The following is a 24,649-nucleotide window of genomic DNA, read 5'->3' as shown; positions in this document are numbered from 1 at the left end:
AGACTAAGTCAGTAAACATGCAGGTTTTATCATTAAATAAGTTTAGTTGTTGGTATAACAGACTTTTGTTTTTGCGACATAATCATGCAAACAACGCTTTTCTTTACCAAAGATAAAGAGTGGATTAACCAGGCCTGAAATAATTTGACCACCAAAAGGAACAAGAGAAAGTAGTTGCATCGGTATCATCCGCTTAACGTAAATTGTCGTTAAACTTGCCTTACTGTCATCTAAATTTTCAATTCGAATAGACATGAAATTCTTGCCTATGGTTTGTCCATAATGGTAAAGCAGGTAACCATGTAAGACAAGGCCAGCAATAAGTCCATAAGCGAGTAACATCACTGTTAAAGAAAAAGTGGGTTCCGCTAATTTATCAAAACCGACAGTGATAAAAATAGGTACAGCAGCAAATATACCAATAAGACCATCAATTAATGCCGCATAAAAACGGTCTAAACGTGTTGCTTTTTCACCCACTCTTTTCACATTTTGTTCTATCGCCGGTTCAGCGACAGTTTGCTCGACTGTTACAGCTACAGGTGCGGGTTCAACAACTGTTTTCTCAACTATTAACTTATTAATTTCTGCAGCTCGTTCTGGGTATTGCTCACTGTCGATTTGTTCTGCTGCTGAGTATAATTCTTCTAAGGTATATGACGTAAAATCGATTATTGGATCCATGTAGACTATGCTTCCTTTTTAAAAAGGTGAATTGGCTTGTGTTAAGAACTCACGTTCTTCTTGACTAGACTTCCTGTTAAGGATTTTATTGCGATGCGGATAACGGCCAAATTTTTCAATGATTATTTTATGTTTATTTTCAAAATCGATACTTGAAGCAACGCCATTATCGACAAAGAGCTTAACAGCGATATCATGTATCATTAATGACTCACTATGCATAAACGGCATATACAAAAAATTTCTTTCTAAATGATTTAACTCTTGATCAGCGCCAACGGCTATCGCTTCTTGAGCAAGCGCTAAAGCTAAAGGGTCACAGGCAAAAGCACCTGGCGTATCACGATACATATTTCTAGAGAACTGATCTAGAATAATAATTTCAGCAAGTCGCCCTTTAGCTGTAAGTCGCCATTTGAATAACTCACCACTATTTGCCGCCAGATGCACAGCCGAAAACTTGCTAATAATACACTCATCAAACGCGAGGTCTTTTAGCCACCACTGTGATTGATCAATTTCTTTAAACCAAAAATTTAAAACGTCATCTGCATTCATTTACCCAACCTCCATCGCTGTAATCAATCTATCGGCTAAGCACTTTTATTTATACGTCACTTTGCCACCAATCATTTTAAAGGCTGGCATACCCCGAATTAACGTCTCCCGAGCAAAGACACTGGCACAGCTTGGGCACACACAGGGTGTCATGGTAAAATTTTTAACTATCCGAGCTTTAAAACATTTAACTAATGCCCCTTTACCGCCTTTTTTGTATTTATACAGAGGTGCTCGACACTTACTGCAATAAATATCAACAGACTTTTCAGGGGCTTTTTTATTGGGCTTAGCCATCAATAACAGTTACTAAACTATTATTTATTTTCTTTAAGTTTAGCTTTAGCCGCTTCAACTTTAGCAAAATCTAAACCTAGCTCTTCTACCGCTTCTTTAATTAGTTCTGGGCTAGACATGACCATCATCATAATTGATTGCAACTTCTCCGGTGGTAAACCCAATGACTGAATATTCATCATCGCCATCATTGGGTTTTCGGTGAGTACTTGAAAAAGTTCTTTAATTTTTTCTTCACTTACATTTAATTCTTTTAGTGCCTGAATAATAGGATTCATTACCTTTCCTTAAAACATAAAACTTAGCTAAACAGCATTGTCGCTATTTCAACTGACATTTACCAATCTAATTTTCTCATTCATTGGCACTATTTTCAGTAAATGTTATTTACCTAGTGACTAGATGATTAAAAAATAGCAAGAATTGATAACAATATTTAAATGGCTCACTCTTGGAGTGAGTGAACGGGAATTTTTCTTTGTTTATCAAGTTTAATTAAGTAAGCATTTCTGCCAATACCCATAAATTCTTCGTCCGTATAAACAACGGTATTATCATCAAAAAAAGTCACTGACTCTTTTTGGGTAATAGTCCCTAGATTAATTTCATAAGCATCGCCTGAAAAAAAGTCATCCCCTTGCCAATTTTCAAATAGCCACAACCTTTGTGAGTCTAATAACACCAGTTTCTTTTTATTGGGGCTTAACGCCGCAGAAGTTATCCAACAGAGTTTTTCATGATGCGTACAAGTCGTGAAAGAGCTGAGCTTTGTCGCCTGATGATTAGCCGCATAAGCCCCTATTCGGTACAAATTAGTTTCGCCGTCAAATGGCACGGATCTGTTCTTTGTAAACAAGTACAATTTCTTTTTGTAAAAAACAAAAGCTTCTAAATCATATTTTTTCTGATGTTCTTTTGGCGGATAACTATTTTGCTCTGGATACATAAATTTAATTATCTCAGCGCTAGTGCTATCGCCCTTAATATCAATGGGATTTTCTATTTTATAGATGGTTAGCCATTTTCGCTTATTGTCGTTATTACCAAAATCACCTAAAAAGAAATGGCCAAAATCGTCTTGGGTCATATCTTCCCAATCAATATTTTTAGCATTAGTGATCAACACCGTTTTACTTATTTTACCATCGGCTTCAACCCGGTATAAATTCGGCTTATCACCACCATCATTTATTGCCCAAAGTTTACCTTTTTTATCAAATTCAATACCCGAAACTTCCGTGAGCCTCTCATCCATTGAAACCAGTTTATTGTTATAATGATGTTTAATTGATGAACCCAGCGCAATAAAAATAAACAATGATAAAAATGTAGTTAACCAACGTAGGTTTTTCTTGAGCATAGGTTTTTTAATTTTCCGAAAATACTAATCAAGGAATTAAAATAAAGACTTATTTTAATTCAATAGAAAATGGATAAAGTTTAAGGAGATCACTTTGAATGTTCAAGATCAGCTGCCAGTCGAATTTTTCGACGCTATTATAAACTGTTTTAGCGCTTTTAGGAAAAGACAGTTTGTCGCGACTGCAGGTCATTATTTTTCAATTTCAATACTTAGTCACATCTGAATCTGTTGTTCGCAGGTTAATCAACATATTCAGACAATAAAATATCTTTAGGAATACTCTCAGCTTTTATTCGCGTTGAATGCAGCATTTGCATTTTCCATTGCCCCGCCACTTTCACCATGACGGCACTTTCTAACCAAGCTACAGTACTTTCTTCCTTGCCATTATTGAAAGTTGCTTTATTCCAATAACTCACCCATGCAACATCACTATAAACCCTTGTTTTAATGACACTAAAATAGTTTCTTCTTTTATACTCTGAGGGTTTAACAACGTTAATCAGGTCGGTTAAGCTCCAATCTTCGCCGGCTTCTAACAACTGAAAATCGTCAGTGACCACGGCTTTCATTTTAAGATGGTCTGCTGCTGACATCGCAGAAAATAGTGTTTCAACCGGTCTAAAAACGGCTTCATTGGCCAATGAATTAACGCTTACTGATAAAGTAAGAATAAGAATAAGTAAATTTTTATTGTTCATGGTTTTCCCTAGTAATCAGTTATTTTATAATTATGCCTAGCTAAATTGATAGACACTTTGTTAATAAACTTTATAGCAAAAACCTAAACTCTGATTATCTTTGAGTAATAGTTTTTAATAAAAATTAACCGTTACGTACCAAGATAAGTTTTTATTACCATTACTTTGCACGTTCGATTGCTAAATATTGTCGTTGAGATACGCAATAAAGGCGTGCTCTTCGAGTGGGCGACTAAAAAAATATCCTTGAATATAATCGCATTGATGCTTAGTTAGTAATTGGCACTGAGCAAGATCTTCAACCCCTTCGGCAACCACTTTTAAACCTAAACTTTTTGCCATCGACAAGATAGCGCAAGCCAAAGCTTCATCTTCATCTTCAGCATTAAAGGTAATATCTTTAATAAAAGCGCGGTCTATTTTTAATATGCTAATAGGAAACCGCTTTAAGTAGCTAAGTGACGAATAACCGGTACCAAAGTCATCAATCGACAGTTCTATACCCATAGCTCTTATAGCTGATAACTGAATTAGGGTTTGATCATCTTCTTGAATTAATAAACTTTCAGTCATTTCAAGGATCAGTGAATCTGGAGCAAGTTGTGTTTTTGCTAAGATAGTTTCAAGTTTACTGATAAAATCCTGACGTTGAAACTGCACACTCGAGATATTAACTGATATCTTTGGTGCAAGATCAAATTGGCTTTGCCAGCATTTAGCTTGTTTACAAGCTTCTTCTAAGACCCAATCTCCAATTTCAGTAATAAAACCAATATCTTCTGCTAATGCAATAAAGTCAGCCGGTGGAACCAAGCCTTTTATTGGGTGTAGCCATCTAACTAATGCCTCAGCAGAAACAACTTTATTACTACTAACTTGATGGATAGGTTGATAATGTAAAATTAACTCCTTGTTAACAATAACCTTGCGTAATTCAACTTCTAGATGCCTTCGTTGTTGGGCTTTGATATCCATTTCTTTAGTAAAAAATTGTACATTATTTTTACCCTTTTCTTTGGCTTTATACATAGCGCTATCGGCTTTACTCAATAGCTCTTCATAGGTACTGCCATCATCTGGAAATATTGATATACCTATGCTTGCGGTAACATAAGCTTCTATTTCTATTAAATGAAATGGCTTAGCTATTTCATCAAGTATCTGGCTGGCAATTTTTTCAAAACTAAAGACATCATTGTCGCCCGACAAAATCATTGCAAATTCATCACCACTCAAACGACTGACCGTATCGGCCTTTCTTACCGACTCTTTGATACGCTCTGTGGTTAATTTTAACAGCATATCTCCCTTAGCGTGGCCAAAGGTATCATTAACATTCTTAAAGCCATCTAAATCAATAAAAAATATAGCAACTCTATTATTGTCCCGTTGGGCAAGTTCCAAAGTATGCTCAAATCTGTCGACAAACAGATTTCTATTGGCGAGTCCGGTCAATGAATCGTAATTAGCTTGGCGATAAATTTTATCTTCGGCCTTTTTACGTTTAGTAATATCACTAAATAATGAAACATAAGACTCTAAGTGCCCAAACTCATCTCTCAAAGCAGTAACAGATAACCATTCATAAAACACCTCACCATTTTTACGTCGATTGCAGATTTCACCTTGCCACTGCCCCAAGCTTTCCAAATCTGCCGCCATGCGCTGATAAAATTCTGTATCATGATGACCAGAGCTTAACAATGTGGGGTTTTTACCTAAGACTTCTTTTTCCTCATAGCCAGTAATTAATATAAACGCTTGATTAACCGCAACAATATTATTATCAATATCGGTAACCATTACAGCCTCTGTTGCGGTTTTAAATACCGTTGAAGCGAGTCTCAACTGTTTTTCATCTTGCTTAATTTGGGTAATATCTTCTTTAATCCCTACATAACTGGTGATTCTATTTTTAGCATCTTTGAGGGGATATACATTGGCTTTCTCCCAAAAATTATCACCATTTTTTCGCTGATTATAAAACTCCCCGACCCAGTGTTTACCTGATGTTATTGTTGCCCATAAATTCTCATAGAGCGGAGATTGATGAAAACCAGATTTAAGAATATTTGTTTTTTGACCGATCACTTCTGTTGCTTGAAACCCAGAACTTTTAACAAATTCTTTATTAACATAAGTGATAATACCATTAAGGTCTGTGGTTTGAATTGAGACTGGGCTTTGCTCTACAATTTGAGCAATTAATGAACGCTGAGCTTCAGCTTCATTTTTTCGTTTTAACATAAAAAGTAAAAACAGACTCAAGGTCGATAATAACAAGAGACCTATCACTAATAGTTGTATTAAGTTTTTTTTAGTTTTATCGATTTCATTAACTTGCTTGTCGACCAAGTTCTCTAAATTACTTTGATAATGCCAAAGCGCTTGCTGATATTCCCTTTCTGATGTCACATCTTGGATAATAGAAAAGAGCACAGCTTTATTATTATAAGTTATCGGAATGGAATGTGACGACACGGTTTTAATATCGCCATTACTGGTTTGATGTCTAAAAATAAAATAATTTCTATCTTCTGATTTAGCTAAGGCTCTTTCTGAAGCGACTTGCTCTACACTCAACAGGTTAATGTCTTGAATAGCCAGTGACTCAAGTTTTTTTTCTGCGAATCCATAGAAATGTTGAGCGGCTGAATTTGCCTGAAGAATATTACCGGTTTTAGGCTCAATGATTAACATAACTGCGCTATGTTTTTCAAAAATAGCGCTAAAGTCACTCATTGAAAAAGTATCATTTGAAAATAATAACAGCATAACAAAAGCGCAAAGATACCGATATTTTTTGAACGAAACCTTGATCGCCTTTAGCAGGCAGAAGCGCTTAACATTGAACATATTATCCTATTATACTTAAAAAGAAGGTTAAATTTTATTCAAGTAAAAACTGCATTAAGATAGTTCGTTAAATTAACTTAATTCCATTTAATACTAAGATAGTAACATAGGGTGAGATTAATAACAGGAAGTCAAAAAGAGTATTGAAGATTAGAAGTTACACTTTATAATTTAGCGATTATTGACCGTCAATAAAAGTGCATTAGCACTTATTCTATTGGGCTAAATCTTGCTAAAACACCATAAAAAAAACACCAAGCCAATAAATGACTGATGTTTTTATTTGCTAAGTAAGACATTAGCTCATTAGGCTGAATATACATTCAGCCGCTTAGTTTAATCACTGTTATTCTGTGTCGCTATAACCGGCCCAAATATCAGCGTTTATGGTATTCACCGCCCCTTTCTTTTTACGCTTTTTCTTTCCTGTGCCTTCAGGCTTTGCCATGGGTTTTTCTGCGGCAGTAATTGAATCATTACTGACTTCATCGGCTTCAAAACCTTTGACTTGCTCACGTTCAAGACGAATTTTATTTTTCTTTTCGATGATACTAAAGTGATGAAAGTCTTCATGGTCAATCAATGATAAAGCTAAACCTACTTCACCAGCACGGCCACTTCGACCAATACGATGCATGTAGTCTGACGGACTTCTCGGTAAGTTGAAATTAATAACCACCGGCAGTTTTTCAATGTCTAGTCCGCGAGCGGCTATATCTGTGGCAATGAGCACGTCAATCTCGCCAGCTTTAAAACCATCAAGCACCCTACTTCGTTCGCCTTGACCTTTATCACCATGAAACACTGCCGCGGTAATACCACGTTTAGCAAGTTTTTCAGCTAAATGCTCACAGTGGTGTTTAGCATTAACAAAGATGAGCGCTTGTCGCCATTCATTTTCTGCAATTAAATGTGCTAACACTGCGGTTTTTTCGCCTTTATTAACGCTAAAGACACGCTGGACTAGCGTACTTGCATCAGCACTTTGAACTTGTATCTCGATCGGGTTGTTAAGTAATTCTTGGGTTAACGTTTTTACTTGTTCAGGAAAGGTTGCTGAAAATAATAATATTTGTTTTTTCTTAGGTAATAAAGCTAACAGCGCAGATAACTCTTCGGTAAAACCTAAGCTTAACATCCTATCGGCTTCATCAAGGACTAAGGTCTTAACCAAATCAAGCTTAATGGCATTACTTGAAATTAAATCGAGTAATCGACCCGGGGTTGCCACCAGAATATCGGCGCCACCTCGTAATGCCAACATTTGTGTATTCACAGATACACCACCAAAAACAGCAACCGTTTTTATCGCACCATTGAAATGCACGGCATAAGATTTAATGCTCTCTGCTACTTGTTTAGCAAGTTCACGCGTAGGTACTAAAATAAGCCCAGTAACATAATTCCCCTTGTTACTCTTGTTACTCTTGCTATTTGAGGCTGTATCAGCAGACAGTTGTAAAAAAATGTGCTGCAAAAGTGGTAATGCAAAGGTGGCTGTTTTACCTGAACCGGTATTTGCCCCTGCAATTAAGTCACGTCCTGCTAAAACACTTGGAATAGCTTGTGCCTGAATAGGCGTCGGCTGCAAATATTTGAGCTCAGTTAATCGAGCTAATAGGGGGGGAATAAGACCAAGTTCTGTAAACTGGGCTGGGGTTGAAATAGAGGTCATTAAGATAAAGGGCTCAAGGCTAAAATAAGTAAGTATATTTTAGCCTATTTTTGCCCCAGTAAGTTAATAAAATTGACTAACCCTAGCAGAAAGCCCTTAACGTGAATTAAATTCAGGTTAAGGGAACACCCTGACAAGATAGTTAAATTTTACTAATAACTCTTTACTTCTTTATTTAGATATTTCGGCGTTAAGAAAATCTTCTTGGTGAGGCTGACCCGTTGTATTAGTTAAATTAGCATTAGACTCACTGTTGTAAAGTAACCAATCTCTTGCTGCGCCAAAAGCGCTGCCATCAGGGTTTAGTGATATAGACTCCAAGTAAAGCGCTAAAACACCCGCAACATGTGGAGCGGCCATTGATGTGCCGCTCATCGTTGTTGTGCCACCGCCACTTTTAGTCGATAAAATATTAGCTCCAGGGGCTGCAATAGCTACTGGCGCAGATTGATGACTAGTCCAGCTAGCTGAGCCATTACCCCAGTTAGAAAAGCCAGCCCAATCATCATTTATATCGGTTGCACTAACGGTTATCACCGCATCGTCATAAGCTGCTGGCGTTGAACCATAAGCATCTGCGCTGTCATTTCCTGCCGCCACAGCAAAAATAACCCCTTGATTTTTCGCATTACAGATAGCGCGATGAAAGTTATCATTACCAATAAAACCGTCATTGGTACAGGTACCTGTTTTAGAGCCATCACCGCCCAAGCTCATGTTAGCAACAACCGCTACGCCTAAAGATTCAGCCTGCTGTGTTACCCAATCAATACCAGCAATAACCCCAGAATTAGAGCCACTGCCAGCAGCATTTAATACTTTAACGGCATGTAAAGTAACGGCTGGTGCTACGCCAATAACATCAAGGTTATTATCTAATGCACCAATGGTGCCCGCAACATGGGTGCCATGGCCTTGATCATCATCCCAGTTATTTGAACAATCTAAACCAAGACACATTTCAACACTATAACCATTAGCGACATTACTAGCTAAATCTGGGTGATCAGAATCTATACCCGTATCAATAACATAAACATGAACCCCCTGACCGGTGTTTTCATCAGTATTTGCCCCTATGCGACTAATTCCCCAAGGAGTTTCTTGCTGGCTAGTCTGGCAACCAAATAAGAAACTGCATGCTGCCACTTGATTGGAAGTACTTTTTGTTGCGTGAACTCTGCCATCTTTTGAAACACTCAAAACACGTTGATCTTGACTTAGCTGGGCAAGTACTTTTGACGGAACCGTCGCAGAAAAACCAGTAAAAACATGGCTGTAAGTATATTTACTTGCTATAGCGTAATCGTCGATAAAGTCTGCAACACTGGCGATTTGATTAGCATCTAGGCTAACGATAATATTGCTAAGTGCGTTGTCTTCTGCAGCAATAGCTGGCAGTGCAATACAAGATGAAATCATTAAGCTTATTAATTTCTTTTTCATTTTTGGCTCCACATAGTATTAAGTTTCTCAAGTTACTCTAGGATAGAGCACTTAATTATTGTTTTTGGTACACATCTAAAAGTAAACGTGTTGTTACCAATGTAGAGTCTTGATACTGGTATGACCATCAGGGGAAACCCCTACTTTAATAATATTAACCCCTCACTGGAGGCATTGTCTTGTTAACAAACAAGTTAATATCGAAAAAAACCGAGCAAATAAACACGGCTGTTAAAACGCCGCTAATAGTAAATGTTTAAGATTTAGCTGAGGAGCGTAAAAAGGTAGGATTTAATTATGATTTCAGTATTATTGATGTGTGTATTGAGTTTCAAGTAAACAGAAACAGCTAGATATGTTAAATAATAAATATGGCTAAACGGTATTTTATGCAGAGTATCGATTAAATTGCGCAAAAGCGTGTGAATCATTATTTTTTAAGTAATAATACGCCATCAAACTTCCATAATTTTCCTGCATCAATATAACATCGATTATCATCATATTGACGTTACTATTGGGTTAAAAATAACTAGAGATACCATGAAAATACTGACCACTTTAATCACATCATTAACGTTAATACTAAGCACCTTAGTAAGTGTCAACGCTATCGCCACAACCTTTACTTTTACCGCGATCCCTGATGAAGACGAATCTCAATTAAGAACTCGTTTCGAAAAAGTAGCCTTGTATTTAGAAAAGGAACTTGGCGTCAAGGTTAAATACGTACCGGTAAAGTCATACTCTGCCGCCGTAACAGCCTTTAGAAACAACCAAGTTCAACTCGCTTGGTTCGGTGGTTTATCTGGCGTACAAGCCCGACTTTTAGTGCCTGGATCACAAGCGATTGCTCAAGGCTATGAAGATCAGTTTTTTAAGAGCTATTTTATCGCTCACCACAGTACGGGGTTAACGATGAACGACAATTTCCCTGATATAAATGATAAAACCTTCACCTTCGGCTCAAAAGGTTCAACATCAGGTCGATTAATGCCACAATATTTTATTGAGCAACATTTAGCTAAAAAGCCACAACAAGCGTTTAAACGCGTAGGGTTTTCTGGTGACCATAGCCGTACTATTGCTCAAGTTCAAGCGGGCGCTTACCAAGTTGGTGCTGTTAATTATAAAGTATGGGAAAGTGCAGTTAGCGCAGGAAAAATAGACACCAATAAAGTCAGTGTTATTTGGGAAACCCCCACCTACCCTGATTACCAATGGACGATACGCGCCAATGTTGATGCTGAATTTGGCAAAGGCTTTACGAATAAAGTACAGGCGGCACTTCTTAATATGAATAACCCGGAGCTACTTAGTAGCTTTCCACGTTCTTCTTTTGTCAATGCTAAAAATAAAGATTTTGAGCCAATATTAACGGTAGCTAAAAAGATAGGACTTATCGATTAATGATAACCCTCGACAACCTAAACCTTTATCATCATAAAACAGCCAGCAATAATACAGGTAAGCGCAAAGGGGCTACTCAAGTCATCTTTGATCTAAGCCTGACGATAAATAAAGGTGAAAAAGTTGCGATTATTGGTCCCTCTGGTGCAGGAAAAACCTCACTACTGCATCATTTATATCAGTGTTTACAAACCAGCGCAGCGCTTTGTTCTCAGCGCCAAGGCTTAGTCGATAACTTAAGCATCTTCCACAATATATTTATGGGTGCTTTAGCTCGCCACCATTGGTTATTTAATCTTATTAACTTAATGAGACCTTTTAAACAAGACTTACACGATATTGGCCTACTTTGTCAGCAGTTAGAACTAGATGAGCCCTTAGCCAAGTCAGTAGATAAACTTTCAGGTGGGCAAAGACAACGAGTCGCATTAGCAAGAGCTTTATATCAGCAGCAAGATATATTTCTTGGCGATGAACCTTTTTCAGCACTTGACCCATTAATGGCGTCAAGATTACTTGAAATAATATTAGCTCGCCACAAAACTGTCATTATGGTTGTACACGACCGTACCTTGGCAATGAACGCTTTCGATCGTGTTATCGCCTTAGATAAAGGTCGGTTGGTACTCGACAGCAAAAAACAGTCCATTAACCAACAGCAGATCAGCAAACTTTATCAAACTGACGCAGTCGCGTAGGTTTATTTTATGGCGTTGCGACAAAATACAGTTTACCCATTAGGATATTGGCAAAAAGTCACCTTATCAATAGGGTTTATCGCCTTAGTTATTATTCCTTTTGCTGATATAGAAATTGTTACTTTCGACCCTTTACTTGAGTTATCGCTTATGGCTCAAGGTTTTATTCACGCTGACTTTTTCGCCACTGAATACCTGTTTCAAGCGATAATTCAAACCCTTAACTTTGCCATTATTGGTGTATCTTTAGGACTGCTGCTCGGCGCTCCTCTCGCACTCATCTACCCACACCCTTTAGTATCTGGCTGCTGCGCTTTTTTACGCGCAATTCATGAGATTTTTTGGGCGCTGTTATTTTTACAAGTTTTTGGTCTTTCTCCAATAACAGGCATTTTAGCGATCACTATTCCCTTTGCCGCCACTTTTGCTCGGGTATTTCACGATATAATCAATCAATCGTCAGACAATCCATTAGAGAGTATTGACAGCAGAGCAGATATTATTAGCCGCTATACCTATGGCAAAATAGCTCAAGTTTTACCGCAACTTATCACCTACACACGCTACCGTTTTGAATGTGCGCTGCGCAGTAGCGCTGTGCTGGGATTTATTGGTATGCCAACACTGGGTTATTATTTAGAAAGCGCTTTTAAACAAGGAAACTATAGCGAAGGCGCTGCATTACTGATGATATTTATTGCGCTTATTGGCACGATTCGTTATTGGTGCCCTCCTAAGTTATTAGGGGTTTACCTTATTATTGCTTGTATAACATTGGTAGAAATTCCTACGCTAGATAGCAGTTTACTGATACGCTTTATTAGCCAAGATATTATTCCTCCTGCGTTAGTAAACACCTTAAGTTTTGCCGACGTGCAATGGTCATTACTTTATACTTGGTTTAGCGATATTGTTACGCTACAGGCTTTCCCTGGGGCGATATCGACCCTAACTTTAGCCTTATTAGCATTAGCGGCTAGCCACTTTGTTAGCTTAAATGCCCATGTCATTGCAAGTAAGCATTTATGGCCCGCCCCGCTTGCGTATTTTGGTCAGTTCATTTTACTTATTGGTCGTTCAGTACCTGAATACATATTAGCGTTTATTTTTTTAATATTACTTGGCCCGTCGATGTTACCTGCTATTCTTGCCCTAGCCATACATAATGGTAGTGTTATCGCCTACTTAACGGTTCGACAAAGTAACGCCATAGCGCCCCCCCTGATGCAGATAAGCACGTTAAATAAGTTTAACTACTACATAATGCCAAGCATTTATCCCAATATGATGGCTTTATTGTTTTATCGATTCGAGATTATCGTCCGTGAAACTGCCGTGTTTGGTATTTTAGGTATTATGACATTAGGTTTTTATATCGACAGTAATTTCAGTGAAATACGCTACAGTAGTGCATTAATTCTTATCATCTGTACCGCTTTACTTAATGTCGTCATCGATCATATTTCAATGCGGCTACTTAACTCCCACAAACAATCGTTAACGACATAAGCTAAAACCAACACTTATCGATTTTGCCATTTTATTACAAATAATTAGCTATTCAATAGTCCTTAAAAAAAAATGATACCTGTGTTTAAATTAAACCTTGGCGCTTAATATGAGCTTCCATTAAAAATATTACCCTTTAATTACAAGTATTAAGACAAATTGAAGGTTTTAATTCTCAGTGATACTATTGAGATGATATAATAAATGATTAACGATTAGCAGTAAGTCCTGAAAGTGCTGTTGAATTAATGTATATTTATCATCCTCTTGATATTTTTATTCTATTGAGAAGTGATATCAAACTAATTTATCCATTCACAACCTATTTGAATTCTTAATAATTAAAAACTTATGGCTACAAACACTTTTACACCTGAATTACTTGAAAAACACTTTGCCAAAAATGAATGGAAAAAAGGAACGCGTATTTTTCAGGCGAATGGCATTAAAACCTGCGCCCTTGATGGTGAAATAATTCGTGGTGTCGTTTACAGTGAACGCTCTCGCCAAAGCACTTATTTGACTCGTTTAGTGCTAAATATTAAGAATGATGGTATTGCCAGTTATTGCGATTGTTATATTGGTCGAGATTGTAAGCATGGCGCAGCGTTAGCGCAGTGTTTTATTCACGAACATTTTGACCAAAACAGTATTGCGACTTCTGAAAAGGTCATTGATAAATGGCTTAGTCGCTTTCAAGCACAGCCCAGTAGATATCAGCCCAATAGCCAACAAAAATCGCTATTGTACTTTTTAAAGCCTAACAGTTATAACGAAGATGACTATTTCACTTTAGGTATAAAATCAGCTCGCCCCAAAAATAGTGGTGGATGGAGTAGTTCACTTGGCAGCGAGTTTTCTGCCAGCTCGTTAATAAATAGTGCTTATGCTAATAACGATGATGTTGCTGTACTTACCGAACTTATCCGTACTAATCAGTATGGCGATAACATCAAGTATTTTGATTTGTTCGAACGTATTATCAAAACTAATCGCTGTTTTTGGCAAACAAGTTACGACTTAAATGAAGCGATCACTTTGGGTGATCCCATAGAAGCCCAGTGGCAGTGGTTAGCCCTTGATAACAAGTTACACACCTTAAAACTTGTTTTCATGGAACCCTCGACCAATATTCTTATCATCAAAGCACAGCCACTTTGTTATTATGATGAAAAGAATAATTGCTTTGGGAAAATCAATACCAATACACAATGTAATTTTGAGGCAGACTTACTCAATTCACCTATTTTCGAAGAAGACAAATTACCTTGGGTCATGAATAAGTTATCTATGTCGTTAGGTGATGCTGTGCAGCGTTTACCTAAACCCAAAACAGAATACTCACAAGAGTTGACCAAACCAGAAGTACATTTGCACTTTTCAACCCCCCGTGAAGCAGATCCACAATCAGGTTTTGTAAAGGTTAACTTTTCCTACCAAGGAAATTTAGTCAACCCACATAATGAGAGTGTTACGGTTACCCCCAAAAACTCAAGTGAAAATGATAACGAAACTGAAACTGATAAAAAAATAAAACTGTATCGAGATTTAACGTTTGAACAAGCGGTTATCGATAAGTTGACGACGTTAAAATTTACCGTTCAGCCCAAAGCTAAGCGTTATACTTTCACCAATGAAGACTATTTAAATAAAGATAAAACGCCTAAATTTTCGATGCTAATGCAAGGGCGCTACCTTTGGCATCACTTTTTGCATCAAGAAGTACAACCACTTAAGAATTTAGGCTGGCATATAACTTTTACCGATGATTTTTATTATAAGGCGCTCGCTACCGACAGTGTTTTTGATGCTGAAGTTATTCAAACCGATGACCATGACTTTTTCTCATTAGGGTTAAACTTAACCATTGATGGTAAAAAAATGCCGGCATTTCCTATTTTGCTTGGCGCGATTGAACAACTCCCTAAATCGGCGTTAGTTGACCGCGAAAAAGAAAAACTTATTTCGCCTGATTCACCTATTTACGTTGACTTAGATAATGGTGACTTCGTTGCCTTGCGTTATCAAAGCGTACAACCGATATTGAAACAGTTTATTGAGCTGTTTATGCCCAATGCTTTAAATAAAAATGGCACTATGGAGCTATCACGTTTTCAAGGACATCAAACATTATCAATGTTAGATGACCAAGGAATGATAGCCACGGGTACCAGTAAGTTAAGAAGCTTAGCTGACAAACTCAGAGACTTCCAACAAGTGACCACGGTTCCTGTGCCAGAAGGATTGAATGCGACCTTAAGAACATATCAGCATCAAGGGCTAAATTGGTTGCAGTTCTTACGCGAGTATCAATTAAATGGTATTTTGGCTGACGATATGGGTTTAGGTAAAACGATTCAAACCTTAGCGCACCTATTAATTGAAAAACAACAAGGCCGCCTTACTAAGCCCGTGCTCATTGTGGCACCAACCAGTGTTATTTTTAACTGGGCAAATGAAATAGAGAAATTTACCCCACAACTTTCTTATCGCGTTTTACACGGCAGTAAACGCCAGCAGCATTTTGATTGTTTTGAAGGACTTGAGAATCAAGTTGATATTATCATCACCAGCTATGCATTGATTACTAAAGATTTAGCGCTTTATAGCCAGCAAAAATTTTATTATCTAGTGCTCGATGAAGCTCACTATATAAAGAACACTAAAACAAAATTATACCAAGCCTTTTTGACCCTCAAAGCGCAACATAAATTATGCTTGACCGGTACACCGATGGAGAATCATTTAGGTGAGTTTTGGGCACAATTTAATTTCTTATTACCGGGCTTTCTTGGTGGCCAAAGACAATTTACTAAACTCTTTAGAACACCGATAGAGAAGCATGGTGAGCAAGAGCGTAAGCAGTTATTAAACCAACGCATCAAGCCATTTATTTTACGCAGAACGAAAGATAAAATAGCCACTGAGTTGCCGCCAAAGACTGAAATCATTCAAAAATTGCGTATTGAAGGTCAGCAAGCTGAGCTTTATGAATCAGTGCGTTTAGCGATGGACAGTCGTTTAAAAGATATCATTGCTGACAAAGGCTTAAAGCGCAGTCAGATAGAAGTATTGGATGCATTATTAAAACTAAGACAGGTTTGTAATCACCCTAAATTATTATCACTTGAAGGCGCTAAAAAAGTAAACCAATCAGCCAAGCTTGACTACTTAATGGAAACGCTACCTGAGCAAATTGCTGAAGGTCGCAAAATATTAATTTTTTCTCAGTTCACCAGTATGCTTGCTTTAATAGAAGATGAGTTGGTGGCAGAAGGCATTGATTTTGTTAAACTAACTGGTTCAACGACCAACAGACAGGCCGTGGTAGACAAATTCCAAGAAGGTGAAGTGCCGGTATTTTTGATTAGCTTACGTGCTGGTGGTGTTGGCTTAAACTTAACCGCTGCCGATACCGTGATTCATTTTGACCCTTGGTGGAATCCTGCCGTGGAGAATCAAGCAACTGACAGAGCGTATCGAATTGGACAAGACAAACCTGTTTTTGTTTATAAATATATTATAGAAAATTCAATAGAAGAGAAAATCCAAAAAATACAGCAAAATAAAGCAGAACTTGCTAAAGCTTTATTGTCTGAAGAAGTCAGTGATAATAAGCTGAGTTTAACAGATGATATTTTAGGCTCGTTGCTAGCACCGCTAAGCTAATTTGAAATAATAGCCATTACATTGCATAGAGTTGATGAGAATAAGTAGAGTCATCAACTCGCTTTTAATGACACGTCATTGCTTTGAATACCGCTAACTTGCTATCTTACTTATCGGGGTAAACTACTCTGTCTCTTGATATTACGGGTTTGGTTACATATTGAGCAGGGGTTACTCAGGTATTAAAAAAGCGCCTCAAAATTAAATATCATTAGACTGTCTGAGGGTAGCGTCTAATTCAATCACACTTGAAACTTGGTTTCTTCCTGCTTTTTTTACGCTATACATGGCTTTGTCAGCGGCTTCTAGTAGAATTATTCTATTAGATTGACTATCGGGAATAGTTGAAGCTAAACCAATACTTATCGTGACATTAAATGTATTACCCTCATAATCTAAAGGAGTACTTTCAATTGAAAGTCTCATTTTTTCTGCCAGTTCCTTGGCATCTTTAGCGCTATATCCTGAAAGTAATACCACAAACTCCTCACCTCCAAAGCGCGCAACGAGATCTGTCGACCGCTTAATATTTTCTTTAATCACTTTAGCCACATGTATTAAGCAAGCGTCTCCACATAAATGCCCATGGTTATCATTAAATACTTTGAAGTGATCAACATCTATCAGCATTAATGCTGTTGATATTTTATGTCGGCTACCCATTTGCCATTGGCGTTCAAATTCACTGTTAAAATATCCCCTATTAAAAATATTTGTCAGTGAGTCAATTTTGTTGAGTTGTTCTAAAATTTTGTTCTGTCCATCCAGTTGAGTTTCAATTTCAAAAGAGCGGTTATATTCACCTGAAGAGCGAATGCCCATTAAACCAATGAAGGTTACATAGACGAGGATCATAATCGCATAAGGGAGTTTATCCTCAATGATAAAACCCGCTATTATTGATGGAACTAGAAGTATCCCTAAATTCAATAAAGCTAAAGGTATTCTTGGTGTCAGTGCAACAATGGCACTGCTGGCAATACCACCGATAGCCAACATAGTGACATGTAAAATAGGGGTGAAACGCGGGTCATATATCGCTAAACCAAAGAATAGGCTTAATACACTTGCCTGTAACAATGATAAAAAAGTAAAGCAATTGCGCCACACGTTAGGAGAATAATTATAAATAGCATCGCTAAAAAACCAGTGAGCAAGGCGCACTATACTAATTGCCAGCATGCTTAACGCAAAAGCTAAGGTCAAAGCAGGCTCTTCGGTGTGAAAATCAAATGGCCAAAATACAGCCGGTAACATCACCGCATAAACAAGGATGCCTGTCATCGAACGACGTCTAAGATCCATATCAATACGTTGTTGAATGTCTGGCAGTTTTTTGATGTTTAGCTCCTGTCGATAATTAGCTTTATATGTAATCGTCTATTAATAAAAAGCTAATAGTTATTTTTTGTTAATAAATTTAAGTGTATACGCTAGGATAATAATGGCGAAACTTTTTATCATTTAACGAAACCAGCCCTTACTGGCAAAAATATAAATACCACAAGACATCGCCACACCAACAAAGAAAGTCACTTCATAAAGGGTAAAATTCCACGGGCTGTCAATTAAGTTCATTCCCATTAGACCACCAACCATGGTGGGGATTAAGGTTATGGTGGTGATAACAGCCAGTAACCGCATTACCTTATTCATTTGAAATGAAGACATATTAATGCGCAGTTCAACTAATGCTGCCAGTGTTGTTACTAAGTCATCGGCACTATCAAATAATCCATCAACGTCATCGGCTAATACCGTCAGGATAGGTCGAGGCATCAATTCAAAACTTTTAATTGCAAGAGGCTTTTCTGCAAGTTGGTGAACCACTGACGCTAAATGCTTAAGGTTACCCCTAACATTGGTAATTTCATTACGCAGTCGAAACGTTTGGTCTAAAAAGCTTTTATCACCTAATTGTTTTTGATGCTTATCTAGGTATAAAAGCGTCTGTTCTAATGTGCCAATAACATCGGTGTATTGTGCGACAAGAACACGAATAAGCGCACTTGTCGCTTGCATCAGAGGCGGTGCAGGTATTCTTACCTCCATTAAATCAACTGTTATTTCATCTACTAACGATGATTCTGTCCCAGACAAGGTAATAATATTATTATTCGCGCCCAATAAAAGAATAGGACTTCGTTCTATGGTCGGCACACTATCATCGGACTGTTTTACCACCTTGGGACTCCAGAGAAAAATGGCGGTGTATTCATCCATTCGCTCTATTCTTGGGTACAACGAATGTTTAAAGAGCATATCTAAGGCAGACTTAGGGGCTTGAAGAATCTCCGCAACCTCTGTGAGTTGCTCAGAGTTGAGCCCTACAGCAAATAACCAGTCATTACTTGACGACTTTAATCGCTTTACAACATTACCCCAAGTTAATTCAGTGTAGCCACAAATATTTTTATCTACTAACGAATAGGCGCTAAAAGACTGTATTGGTGGTGACGATACTGTCGAAAATTTATTGTTATCTAAGGACATAGCAAATTTCATTCGAACACCAAATAAAGCCATTCGGATGAATTTAAGCAGTCTTAAAGCAGGAATATTACGTAAATGTTCATTAGCCATAGGGATCAAAGATAACAAGCCCGTACAGATGATGAATAAATCTAAGATACGCCACGGATCCAGTAAAAACACACGGCGACTTGATGCTAAAACAAAGTTAACGCCGTATTCAACGATGAAAAGGGCCAGGATCCCCCATTCCAAAAAAACTTTCGCTTGAGAAAAGCGCTCATTAGTCGCAACGACTGTTGGCGCAAGAGCAATGAAAAGTGAAATAAGCGCTAAAAAGCCCATGACACGTTCATTGAGCAACAAGCGAATTTTTGATGTTATAAAGATACTCTCATCCACCTTAGAATTAATTAAGTGTTAATTGTATTATTAAGGCTAAAATGTGTAAACACATTTCAAAACAGAACAGTAAGTGCATTTCAAGTTCCCTCTTTTCGTTGTGATTTTCACAGCAAAGTTATCAGTAATAATTTAAATTATGGGCATCTATTTATCTTGAAATAACCTATAGTCATAGTCTTAAGGATAAAATAATGTTTATTAATTAATTGGTTAACATACATTAACCGTTTCATTAATAAATATATAACAACATCATAAGCAATTAACTAAACGATAAAGAGTGTTTAAAAGTTTTTCATCACAAAGTGATATAAACGCTAACAAAGCTCACTATTTAAAAGAAAGTATCACGGGTGAAAGACTGCCAAAATAAAGATTATAATAATGGATTAAGTAATTATGTCACGATACGCAAATTTATATAAATCTCCTCTATATCTAATCACTGCAGCCGTAGTGCTATTTTTAATTGGCTCAACAATAATAGCTTGGTATAGCCTTAACAAAGTTGAAAATACCCTAAAAACACAAGCAATAGAAATTTTAAAGGCCAGAGTGAATGTCAGTAATGACTTACTAGAGAATGGCTGGGTTAGGTCTCATTTTAACAAGGTAAAAGCTTGGTCAACCTCACCGATTGTTGTCAAACAAGTCAAACAGTTAGTTGCGGCCCAAGCAATTGGCGACTCTGCTGCGGTGACAAAAGCCACTGGTAATTTAACTGCTTTTTTAGAACCTTATCTTCTGGCTGAGGAAAATGAAGGGTTTTATGTTATTTCCCCTGACTATAATAACCTCACTGCCAAGGTTGCTGGCTTAATTGGGCAACCCAACATAATCGCTAAACAATACCCCAAAAAGCTTGTTGAAGTTTTCAATGGTCAGCTCGTTTTTATTCCTCCGCTTTTATCAGAAACCCCTTTAGTCAACATTCAGGGAAAACTACAGCAAAAATATCCAACAACTTTTATTATTGCGCCAATACTTGATAATGAACAACAAGTTATTGCTGCGCTCGCCATACGTTTAAATCCGTTTGGCGCTTTTTCTTCGACAGTACAGCAGCACAGTTTTTGGAAATCAGAGCAAACATACTTCTTTGACACCAAAGCTCGTTTATTAACCGCCAGTCAATTTGAGCCAGAACTTAGGTCCGAGGGAAGACTAACGAAAGAGCAATCTAGCGTCTTAGCGATATCATTAACGCTTCCGTTGAAACCAACGACTAGTGAACAAACGCAAGCCCCCATTTATACAAAATTGGCTCAGTCGGCATTAGAAGGCAACACAGGTTACAGCGAAGAAAGCTATTTAGATTATCGTGGCCAGCCCGTATTAGGCGCTTGGTTGTGGAACAGTACTTTAGGCTTAGGTATCGGCGCAGAAGTCAGTGAAATGGATGTATTGCAATCTCAACAGAAAATAGTACATGGCTTTTTCTGGCAGCTATTGCAAACGGTGTTATTGAGTTTGTTTATTTTAGTTATTGCTTTTTATTGGCAAAAACGCAGCGCAGCTGCCATCTTCGATTCAGAGCAGTACCTTTATTCTATGCTTAATAACGCTCCTGATGCCATTATATCCTTTAACGCAAAAGGGGAAATAATACGCTTTAATAAAGTCGCTGGTTTACTGTTTTTGGTTGATAGGAAAGGCGCTGAATCGATGTTTTTCAATGATTTCTTTATGAAAAACGAACAAAAAAACTTACAGGAATGGATCAAAAACATCGTTAATGATAGCAGTGTATGTGACAGTTTCAGAATTATGCAAGCTAAGGCTAGTGACAGTCGTGAATTTTCAGCTCGTGTTGCGATAAGCAGCCATAAAACCACTCAAGATAATATTTTTACTGCCATTATTTCTGATTTAAGCACAATACAACAATTAGAAGGAAGACTGCTGGTACTAGAAAGTGCTGTTGAACAAAGTCATTCAGCGATATTGATCACCAATTTGATTGGTAAAATTGTCTACGTCAATAAAGCCTTTAGCGAAACTACCGGCTATTCAAAAACAGAAGTTTTAGGGAGAAATGCCAACCTGCTAGATTCTGGACACAAAAACACCGATAAATATCAGCAGCTCTGGCAAAAAATTATTGAAGGCCAGCATTGGAGTGGTCAATTATACAATAAGAAAAAAGACGGTAGCTGTTATTGGGGCACTACCGACATTACCCCCATTAGAGACCGTAATGGTAAAATAGATCATTTTCTTGCGATAAATCAAGATATAACAAGGCAAAAGGCCAATGAAGATAAGCTACTAAAACAGCAGCTTTTTTTAAAAGAGGCTGAACGTATTGCTCATTTGGGGTGTTGGGAGAAAGATCTTAAAAACGATATCATTTACTGGTCAGACGGCATGCACAGATTAATAGGTATTGAGAAAAATTCTACGCCTTTGACTTCAGAGCTTATTGTAAACCTTGTCCATCCAGAAGACCGTTATCAATTTAGAATACACCAACTAAAAGCCTTAAATAAGTTAGAAGTTTATAACTATGAATGCCGAATAATATTAGCTGATAAGCAATTAAGGTATATCAATACATCAACTGAGGTTACCCGTGATGAAAGTGGCGAACCATTAAGTATGCTAGGTATTGTCAGAGATATAACCAACATTAAACAGAATGAAATAGAGCGTGAAATACTTGATGCTGAAAAAGAACAATCTCGTCAAGCGACACTCAATGTGCTGCTTGATGTTAAATACCAACGTAACAGAACAGAAAAGACATTAGCTGACTTAAAAGAATCTCAGCAAGAATTAGAACAAGCACGTTTAACAGCAGAAGCGGCAAGCGACTCTAAGTCGCAGTTTTTAGCAACAATGAGCCATGAAATTAGAACACCGATGAATGGTGTTGTTGGTATGTTAGAGCTACTGCAGCAATCAGAACTAGATGATGATCAATACCATTTAGCCAATGTTGCCAAAGATTCAGCATGGGCGTTATTACAAATCATTAATGACGTGCTCGACTTTTCAAAAATAGAAGCGGGGAAAATGACTTTAGAGTCAATACCGTTCACCTGGACAGAGATTATTGAAGGCGCTGCAGAGTTACTATCATCGCAATTACAAAGCAAAAGATTATTGTTGGTTTGTTCATCTAATCATCATATGACTGAGTCAATGCTAGGCGATCCCATTAGGTTAAGGCAAATTGTACTTAATTTATTAGGTAATGCGATTAAATTTACTCACAACAATGAACAGCCGCAAAGCCTTATTGAGGTTAAGCTTGATTATTTAGATAATAGCCAAAACAAAAAATTATTTCGATTAACGGTTAAAGATAATGGTATTGGTATTAGTGAGGATCAACAAGTTCATTTATTCGATGCTTTCACACAGGCAGACAGTAGCACTCATCGTCAGTTTGGTGGCACAGGACTCGGCTTATCTATTTGCTCAAAGTTAACCACTATGATGGGAGGACAAATAAGTTGTCAAAGCGTGATAGGTGATGGTACAGAATTTCATGTCGATTTACCTTTAATAGCAACTGAAAATAAAAAGACATCGACCCTGAGCGTAAAACTCTATCATTTAAATATTTTACTCATTGCTTACGATGGAATTACCGATAATATCTTGCACAAAGGTCTAACAGAGCTTGGCGCACATTGTCATTTAGCACCAAGTTCGCCAACAGAATTAAGCAAGCTTATTTCTGCTGAAAATTATGATCTTATTATTATTTCAGCAGAACAAGTTATTAGCCTTTGGCCAGAAGTTAAAATGCAGTTACCCAACAACAGTGATGAGGATATTAATATACTGATCCTTGAAAGGTGGCATGACTTCGACTTACCCTTTTACCCTGAACACGCGACAACTATTGCCAGTAATCCGTTTTTACCACAAAAAATATACTGGGCCATTGCCCGTATTATGGATCAAAAAAATCCACTTATAAGTTGTCTAAAGCAAGATATTAAGACGTTATCTATACCCAGTGTTACTGAAGCACAAGCCAGTAATAAACTAATTTTGATTGTTGAAGATAATGTCTTTAATCAACAGGTATTAGAGCGTCAGCTAAATCTATTTGGTTATGCTGTGATCATTGCCAACCATGGTGAAGAAGCCTTAACTAAAATGACGCAATATTCATTTTCCCTGATCATGACAGATTGTCAAATGCCGATCATGGATGGTTTCGAATTTGCCCAAAAGGTGCGAGAGAATGAACAAGGCGGCACAACACAGATACCTATTATAGCAATCACCGCTAACGCGATGCGAAATGAAGCCGAACACTGCATTAAACTTGGCATGAATGACTACGTGACTAAGCCAATGAAGCTAGATAGCTTAAAAGCTTTACTCAGTAAATGGTTAGTTGAAGAAGAACTCGAAGATGAATTTAAAATAGAATCACCACCTGAATTGACCGATGAACAAGTCACTAAAATGATAGCAAAACCGGCAATAAACATCTCAGCATTGGTTGAATGCTTTGGTGATGATAAAGAAGCGCAACAAAGCTTTTTACAATTTTATCAACAACATAGCAAACCATTATTCGCTGAATTAGCCGTGCACATTACCGATAAAGATTGGCAGAGTGTAATGGAACTGGCACACAAGCTTAAATCTTCAACCCGGGGCGCTGGAGCGATATTACTAGGTCATTATTGTGAGCAATTGGAACAATTCGCTAAAGAAGAAAATACACAAGAAATTATAACGTTAAGCCATAAACTTTATGCTGAGTTTATTCGAGTGTCTGACGAGATAGCGGCAAACTTTTAGGCCATGTTATGGCGTTTGTCAGTGATTATCTATAGCGGTGACTGAAAATATTGTTATAAACGTTTTCATCAATCACACGTCGCTACTGAATACTCTTATTATTTAGCGTATTAATTGCTGAAAACGTCGGCCACTT

16 protein-coding genes are annotated in these 24,649 nt (G+C 37.5%); 5 read left to right on the top strand and 11 right to left on the bottom strand.

Annotated features, from left to right (window positions below; genetic code table 11):
- Positions 1-42 precede the first annotated feature (42 nt).
- The 9 genes from H4J76_RS07785 to H4J76_RS07745 form a co-directional block, all read right to left on the bottom strand.
- Positions 43-684, bottom strand: a complete 642-nt coding sequence (locus tag H4J76_RS07785) for an RDD family protein (RefSeq protein ID WP_182221710.1) — start codon at positions 682-684, stop codon at positions 43-45.
- Between the two features lie 18 nt (positions 685-702).
- Positions 703-1,242, bottom strand: a complete 540-nt coding sequence (locus tag H4J76_RS07780) for a DUF924 family protein (RefSeq protein ID WP_182230373.1) — start codon at positions 1,240-1,242, stop codon at positions 703-705.
- 45 nt (positions 1,243-1,287) lie between these two features.
- Positions 1,288-1,539 carry a hypothetical protein gene (locus H4J76_RS07775; RefSeq protein ID WP_182221708.1) on the bottom strand — a complete coding sequence of 84 codons (252 nt, stop codon included), beginning with the start codon at positions 1,537-1,539 and terminating at the stop codon, positions 1,288-1,290.
- Positions 1,540-1,559: 20 nt separating this feature from the next.
- Positions 1,560-1,817 carry a DUF2999 family protein gene (locus H4J76_RS07770; RefSeq protein WP_182170121.1) on the bottom strand — a complete coding sequence of 86 codons (258 nt, stop codon included), beginning with the start codon at positions 1,815-1,817 and terminating at the stop codon, positions 1,560-1,562.
- Between the two features lie 167 nt (positions 1,818-1,984).
- Positions 1,985-2,899 (bottom strand): hypothetical protein, encoded by a 915-nt coding sequence (locus H4J76_RS07765; RefSeq protein ID WP_182214193.1) that lies wholly within the window; start codon positions 2,897-2,899, stop codon positions 1,985-1,987.
- A 242-nt stretch (positions 2,900-3,141) separates the two neighbouring features.
- A complete protein-coding gene (locus H4J76_RS07760) occupies positions 3,142-3,603 on the bottom strand; it encodes a nuclear transport factor 2 family protein (protein ID WP_182230372.1) in 462 nt (153 codons plus the stop codon).
- A gap of 180 nt (positions 3,604-3,783) precedes the next feature.
- Positions 3,784-6,378 (bottom strand): EAL domain-containing protein, encoded by a 2,595-nt coding sequence (locus H4J76_RS07755; protein WP_182230371.1) that lies wholly within the window; start codon positions 6,376-6,378, stop codon positions 3,784-3,786.
- A 427-nt stretch (positions 6,379-6,805) separates the two neighbouring features.
- Entirely contained in the window at positions 6,806-8,134 is a 1,329-nt protein-coding gene (locus H4J76_RS07750) for a DEAD/DEAH box helicase (protein WP_182214188.1), read from the bottom strand.
- A 171-nt stretch (positions 8,135-8,305) separates the two neighbouring features.
- A complete protein-coding gene (locus H4J76_RS07745; protein ID WP_182214186.1) occupies positions 8,306-9,580 on the bottom strand; it encodes a S8 family serine peptidase in 1,275 nt (424 codons plus the stop codon).
- 543 nt (positions 9,581-10,123) lie between these two features.
- Between H4J76_RS07745 and H4J76_RS07740 the strand changes: the two genes are divergently transcribed.
- From H4J76_RS07740 to H4J76_RS07725, 4 genes are all read left to right on the top strand, one after another.
- On the top strand, positions 10,124-10,990 hold the full coding sequence (locus H4J76_RS07740) for a putative selenate ABC transporter substrate-binding protein (RefSeq protein WP_182230370.1): 867 nt from the start codon (positions 10,124-10,126) through the stop codon (positions 10,988-10,990).
- Positions 10,990-11,688 carry an ATP-binding cassette domain-containing protein gene (locus tag H4J76_RS07735; protein ID WP_182221704.1) on the top strand — a complete coding sequence of 233 codons (699 nt, stop codon included), beginning with the start codon at positions 10,990-10,992 and terminating at the stop codon, positions 11,686-11,688. The genes H4J76_RS07740 and H4J76_RS07735 overlap by 1 nt, the downstream gene beginning before the upstream one ends.
- A gap of 9 nt (positions 11,689-11,697) precedes the next feature.
- On the top strand, positions 11,698-13,197 hold the full coding sequence (locus H4J76_RS07730) for an ABC transporter permease (RefSeq protein ID WP_182230369.1): 1,500 nt from the start codon (positions 11,698-11,700) through the stop codon (positions 13,195-13,197).
- Between the two features lie 351 nt (positions 13,198-13,548).
- Positions 13,549-16,866 (top strand): DEAD/DEAH box helicase, encoded by a 3,318-nt coding sequence (locus tag H4J76_RS07725; RefSeq protein WP_182214179.1) that lies wholly within the window; start codon positions 13,549-13,551, stop codon positions 16,864-16,866.
- Between the two features lie 201 nt (positions 16,867-17,067).
- On the opposite strand, the gene H4J76_RS07720 is transcribed toward H4J76_RS07725, so the two are convergent.
- Together H4J76_RS07720 and H4J76_RS07715 are read right to left on the bottom strand one after the other, a co-directional pair.
- The gene (locus H4J76_RS07720; protein ID WP_182214177.1) at positions 17,068-18,171 is read right to left on the bottom strand and encodes a GGDEF domain-containing protein; all 1,104 of its coding nucleotides are present in this window, start codon (positions 18,169-18,171) and stop codon (positions 17,068-17,070) included.
- A 159-nt stretch (positions 18,172-18,330) separates the two neighbouring features.
- Complete coding sequence (locus H4J76_RS07715; RefSeq protein WP_182230368.1) at positions 18,331-19,740, bottom strand: CorA family divalent cation transporter; 1,410 nt, start codon at positions 19,738-19,740, stop codon at positions 18,331-18,333.
- Between the two features lie 402 nt (positions 19,741-20,142).
- On the opposite strand from H4J76_RS07715, the gene H4J76_RS07710 reads away from it, so the two are divergent.
- Positions 20,143-24,513 (top strand): PAS domain S-box protein, encoded by a 4,371-nt coding sequence (locus tag H4J76_RS07710; protein ID WP_182230367.1) that lies wholly within the window; start codon positions 20,143-20,145, stop codon positions 24,511-24,513.
- Positions 24,514-24,649 lie beyond the last annotated feature (136 nt).

Source organism: Colwellia sp. BRX9-1 (genome assembly GCF_014077195.1).
GTDB lineage: Bacteria > Pseudomonadota > Gammaproteobacteria > Enterobacterales > Alteromonadaceae > Colwellia_A.
This window is presented reverse-complemented; position numbering and strand designations above follow the sequence as displayed.

Bases quoted from the DNA above. Each gene is read 5' to 3' on its own strand.
- H4J76_RS07760 (WP_182230372.1), bottom strand. From the start codon at position 3,603: ATGAACAATAAAAATTTACTTATTCTTATTCTTACTTTATCAGTAAGC.
- H4J76_RS07725 (WP_182214179.1), top strand. From the start codon at position 13,549: ATGGCTACAAACACTTTTACACCTGAATTACTTGAAAAACACTTTGCC.
- H4J76_RS07735 (WP_182221704.1), top strand. From the start codon at position 10,990: ATGATAACCCTCGACAACCTAAACCTTTATCATCATAAAACAGCCAGC.
- H4J76_RS07710 (WP_182230367.1), top strand. From the start codon at position 20,143: ATGTCACGATACGCAAATTTATATAAATCTCCTCTATATCTAATCACT.
- H4J76_RS07765 (WP_182214193.1), bottom strand. From the start codon at position 2,899: ATGCTCAAGAAAAACCTACGTTGGTTAACTACATTTTTATCATTGTTT.
- H4J76_RS07740 (WP_182230370.1), top strand. From the start codon at position 10,124: ATGAAAATACTGACCACTTTAATCACATCATTAACGTTAATACTAAGC.
- H4J76_RS07775 (WP_182221708.1), bottom strand. From the start codon at position 1,539: ATGGCTAAGCCCAATAAAAAAGCCCCTGAAAAGTCTGTTGATATTTAT.
- H4J76_RS07770 (WP_182170121.1), bottom strand. From the start codon at position 1,817: ATGAATCCTATTATTCAGGCACTAAAAGAATTAAATGTAAGTGAAGAA.
- H4J76_RS07750 (WP_182214188.1), bottom strand. From the start codon at position 8,134: ATGACCTCTATTTCAACCCCAGCCCAGTTTACAGAACTTGGTCTTATT.
- H4J76_RS07785 (WP_182221710.1), bottom strand. From the start codon at position 684: ATGGATCCAATAATCGATTTTACGTCATATACCTTAGAAGAATTATAC.
- H4J76_RS07745 (WP_182214186.1), bottom strand. From the start codon at position 9,580: ATGAAAAAGAAATTAATAAGCTTAATGATTTCATCTTGTATTGCACTG.
- H4J76_RS07755 (WP_182230371.1), bottom strand. From the start codon at position 6,378: ATGCTGTTATTATTTTCAAATGATACTTTTTCAATGAGTGACTTTAGC.
- H4J76_RS07780 (WP_182230373.1), bottom strand. From the start codon at position 1,242: ATGAATGCAGATGACGTTTTAAATTTTTGGTTTAAAGAAATTGATCAA.
- H4J76_RS07730 (WP_182230369.1), top strand. From the start codon at position 11,698: ATGGCGTTGCGACAAAATACAGTTTACCCATTAGGATATTGGCAAAAA.
- H4J76_RS07720 (WP_182214177.1), bottom strand. From the start codon at position 18,171: ATGGATCTTAGACGTCGTTCGATGACAGGCATCCTTGTTTATGCGGTG.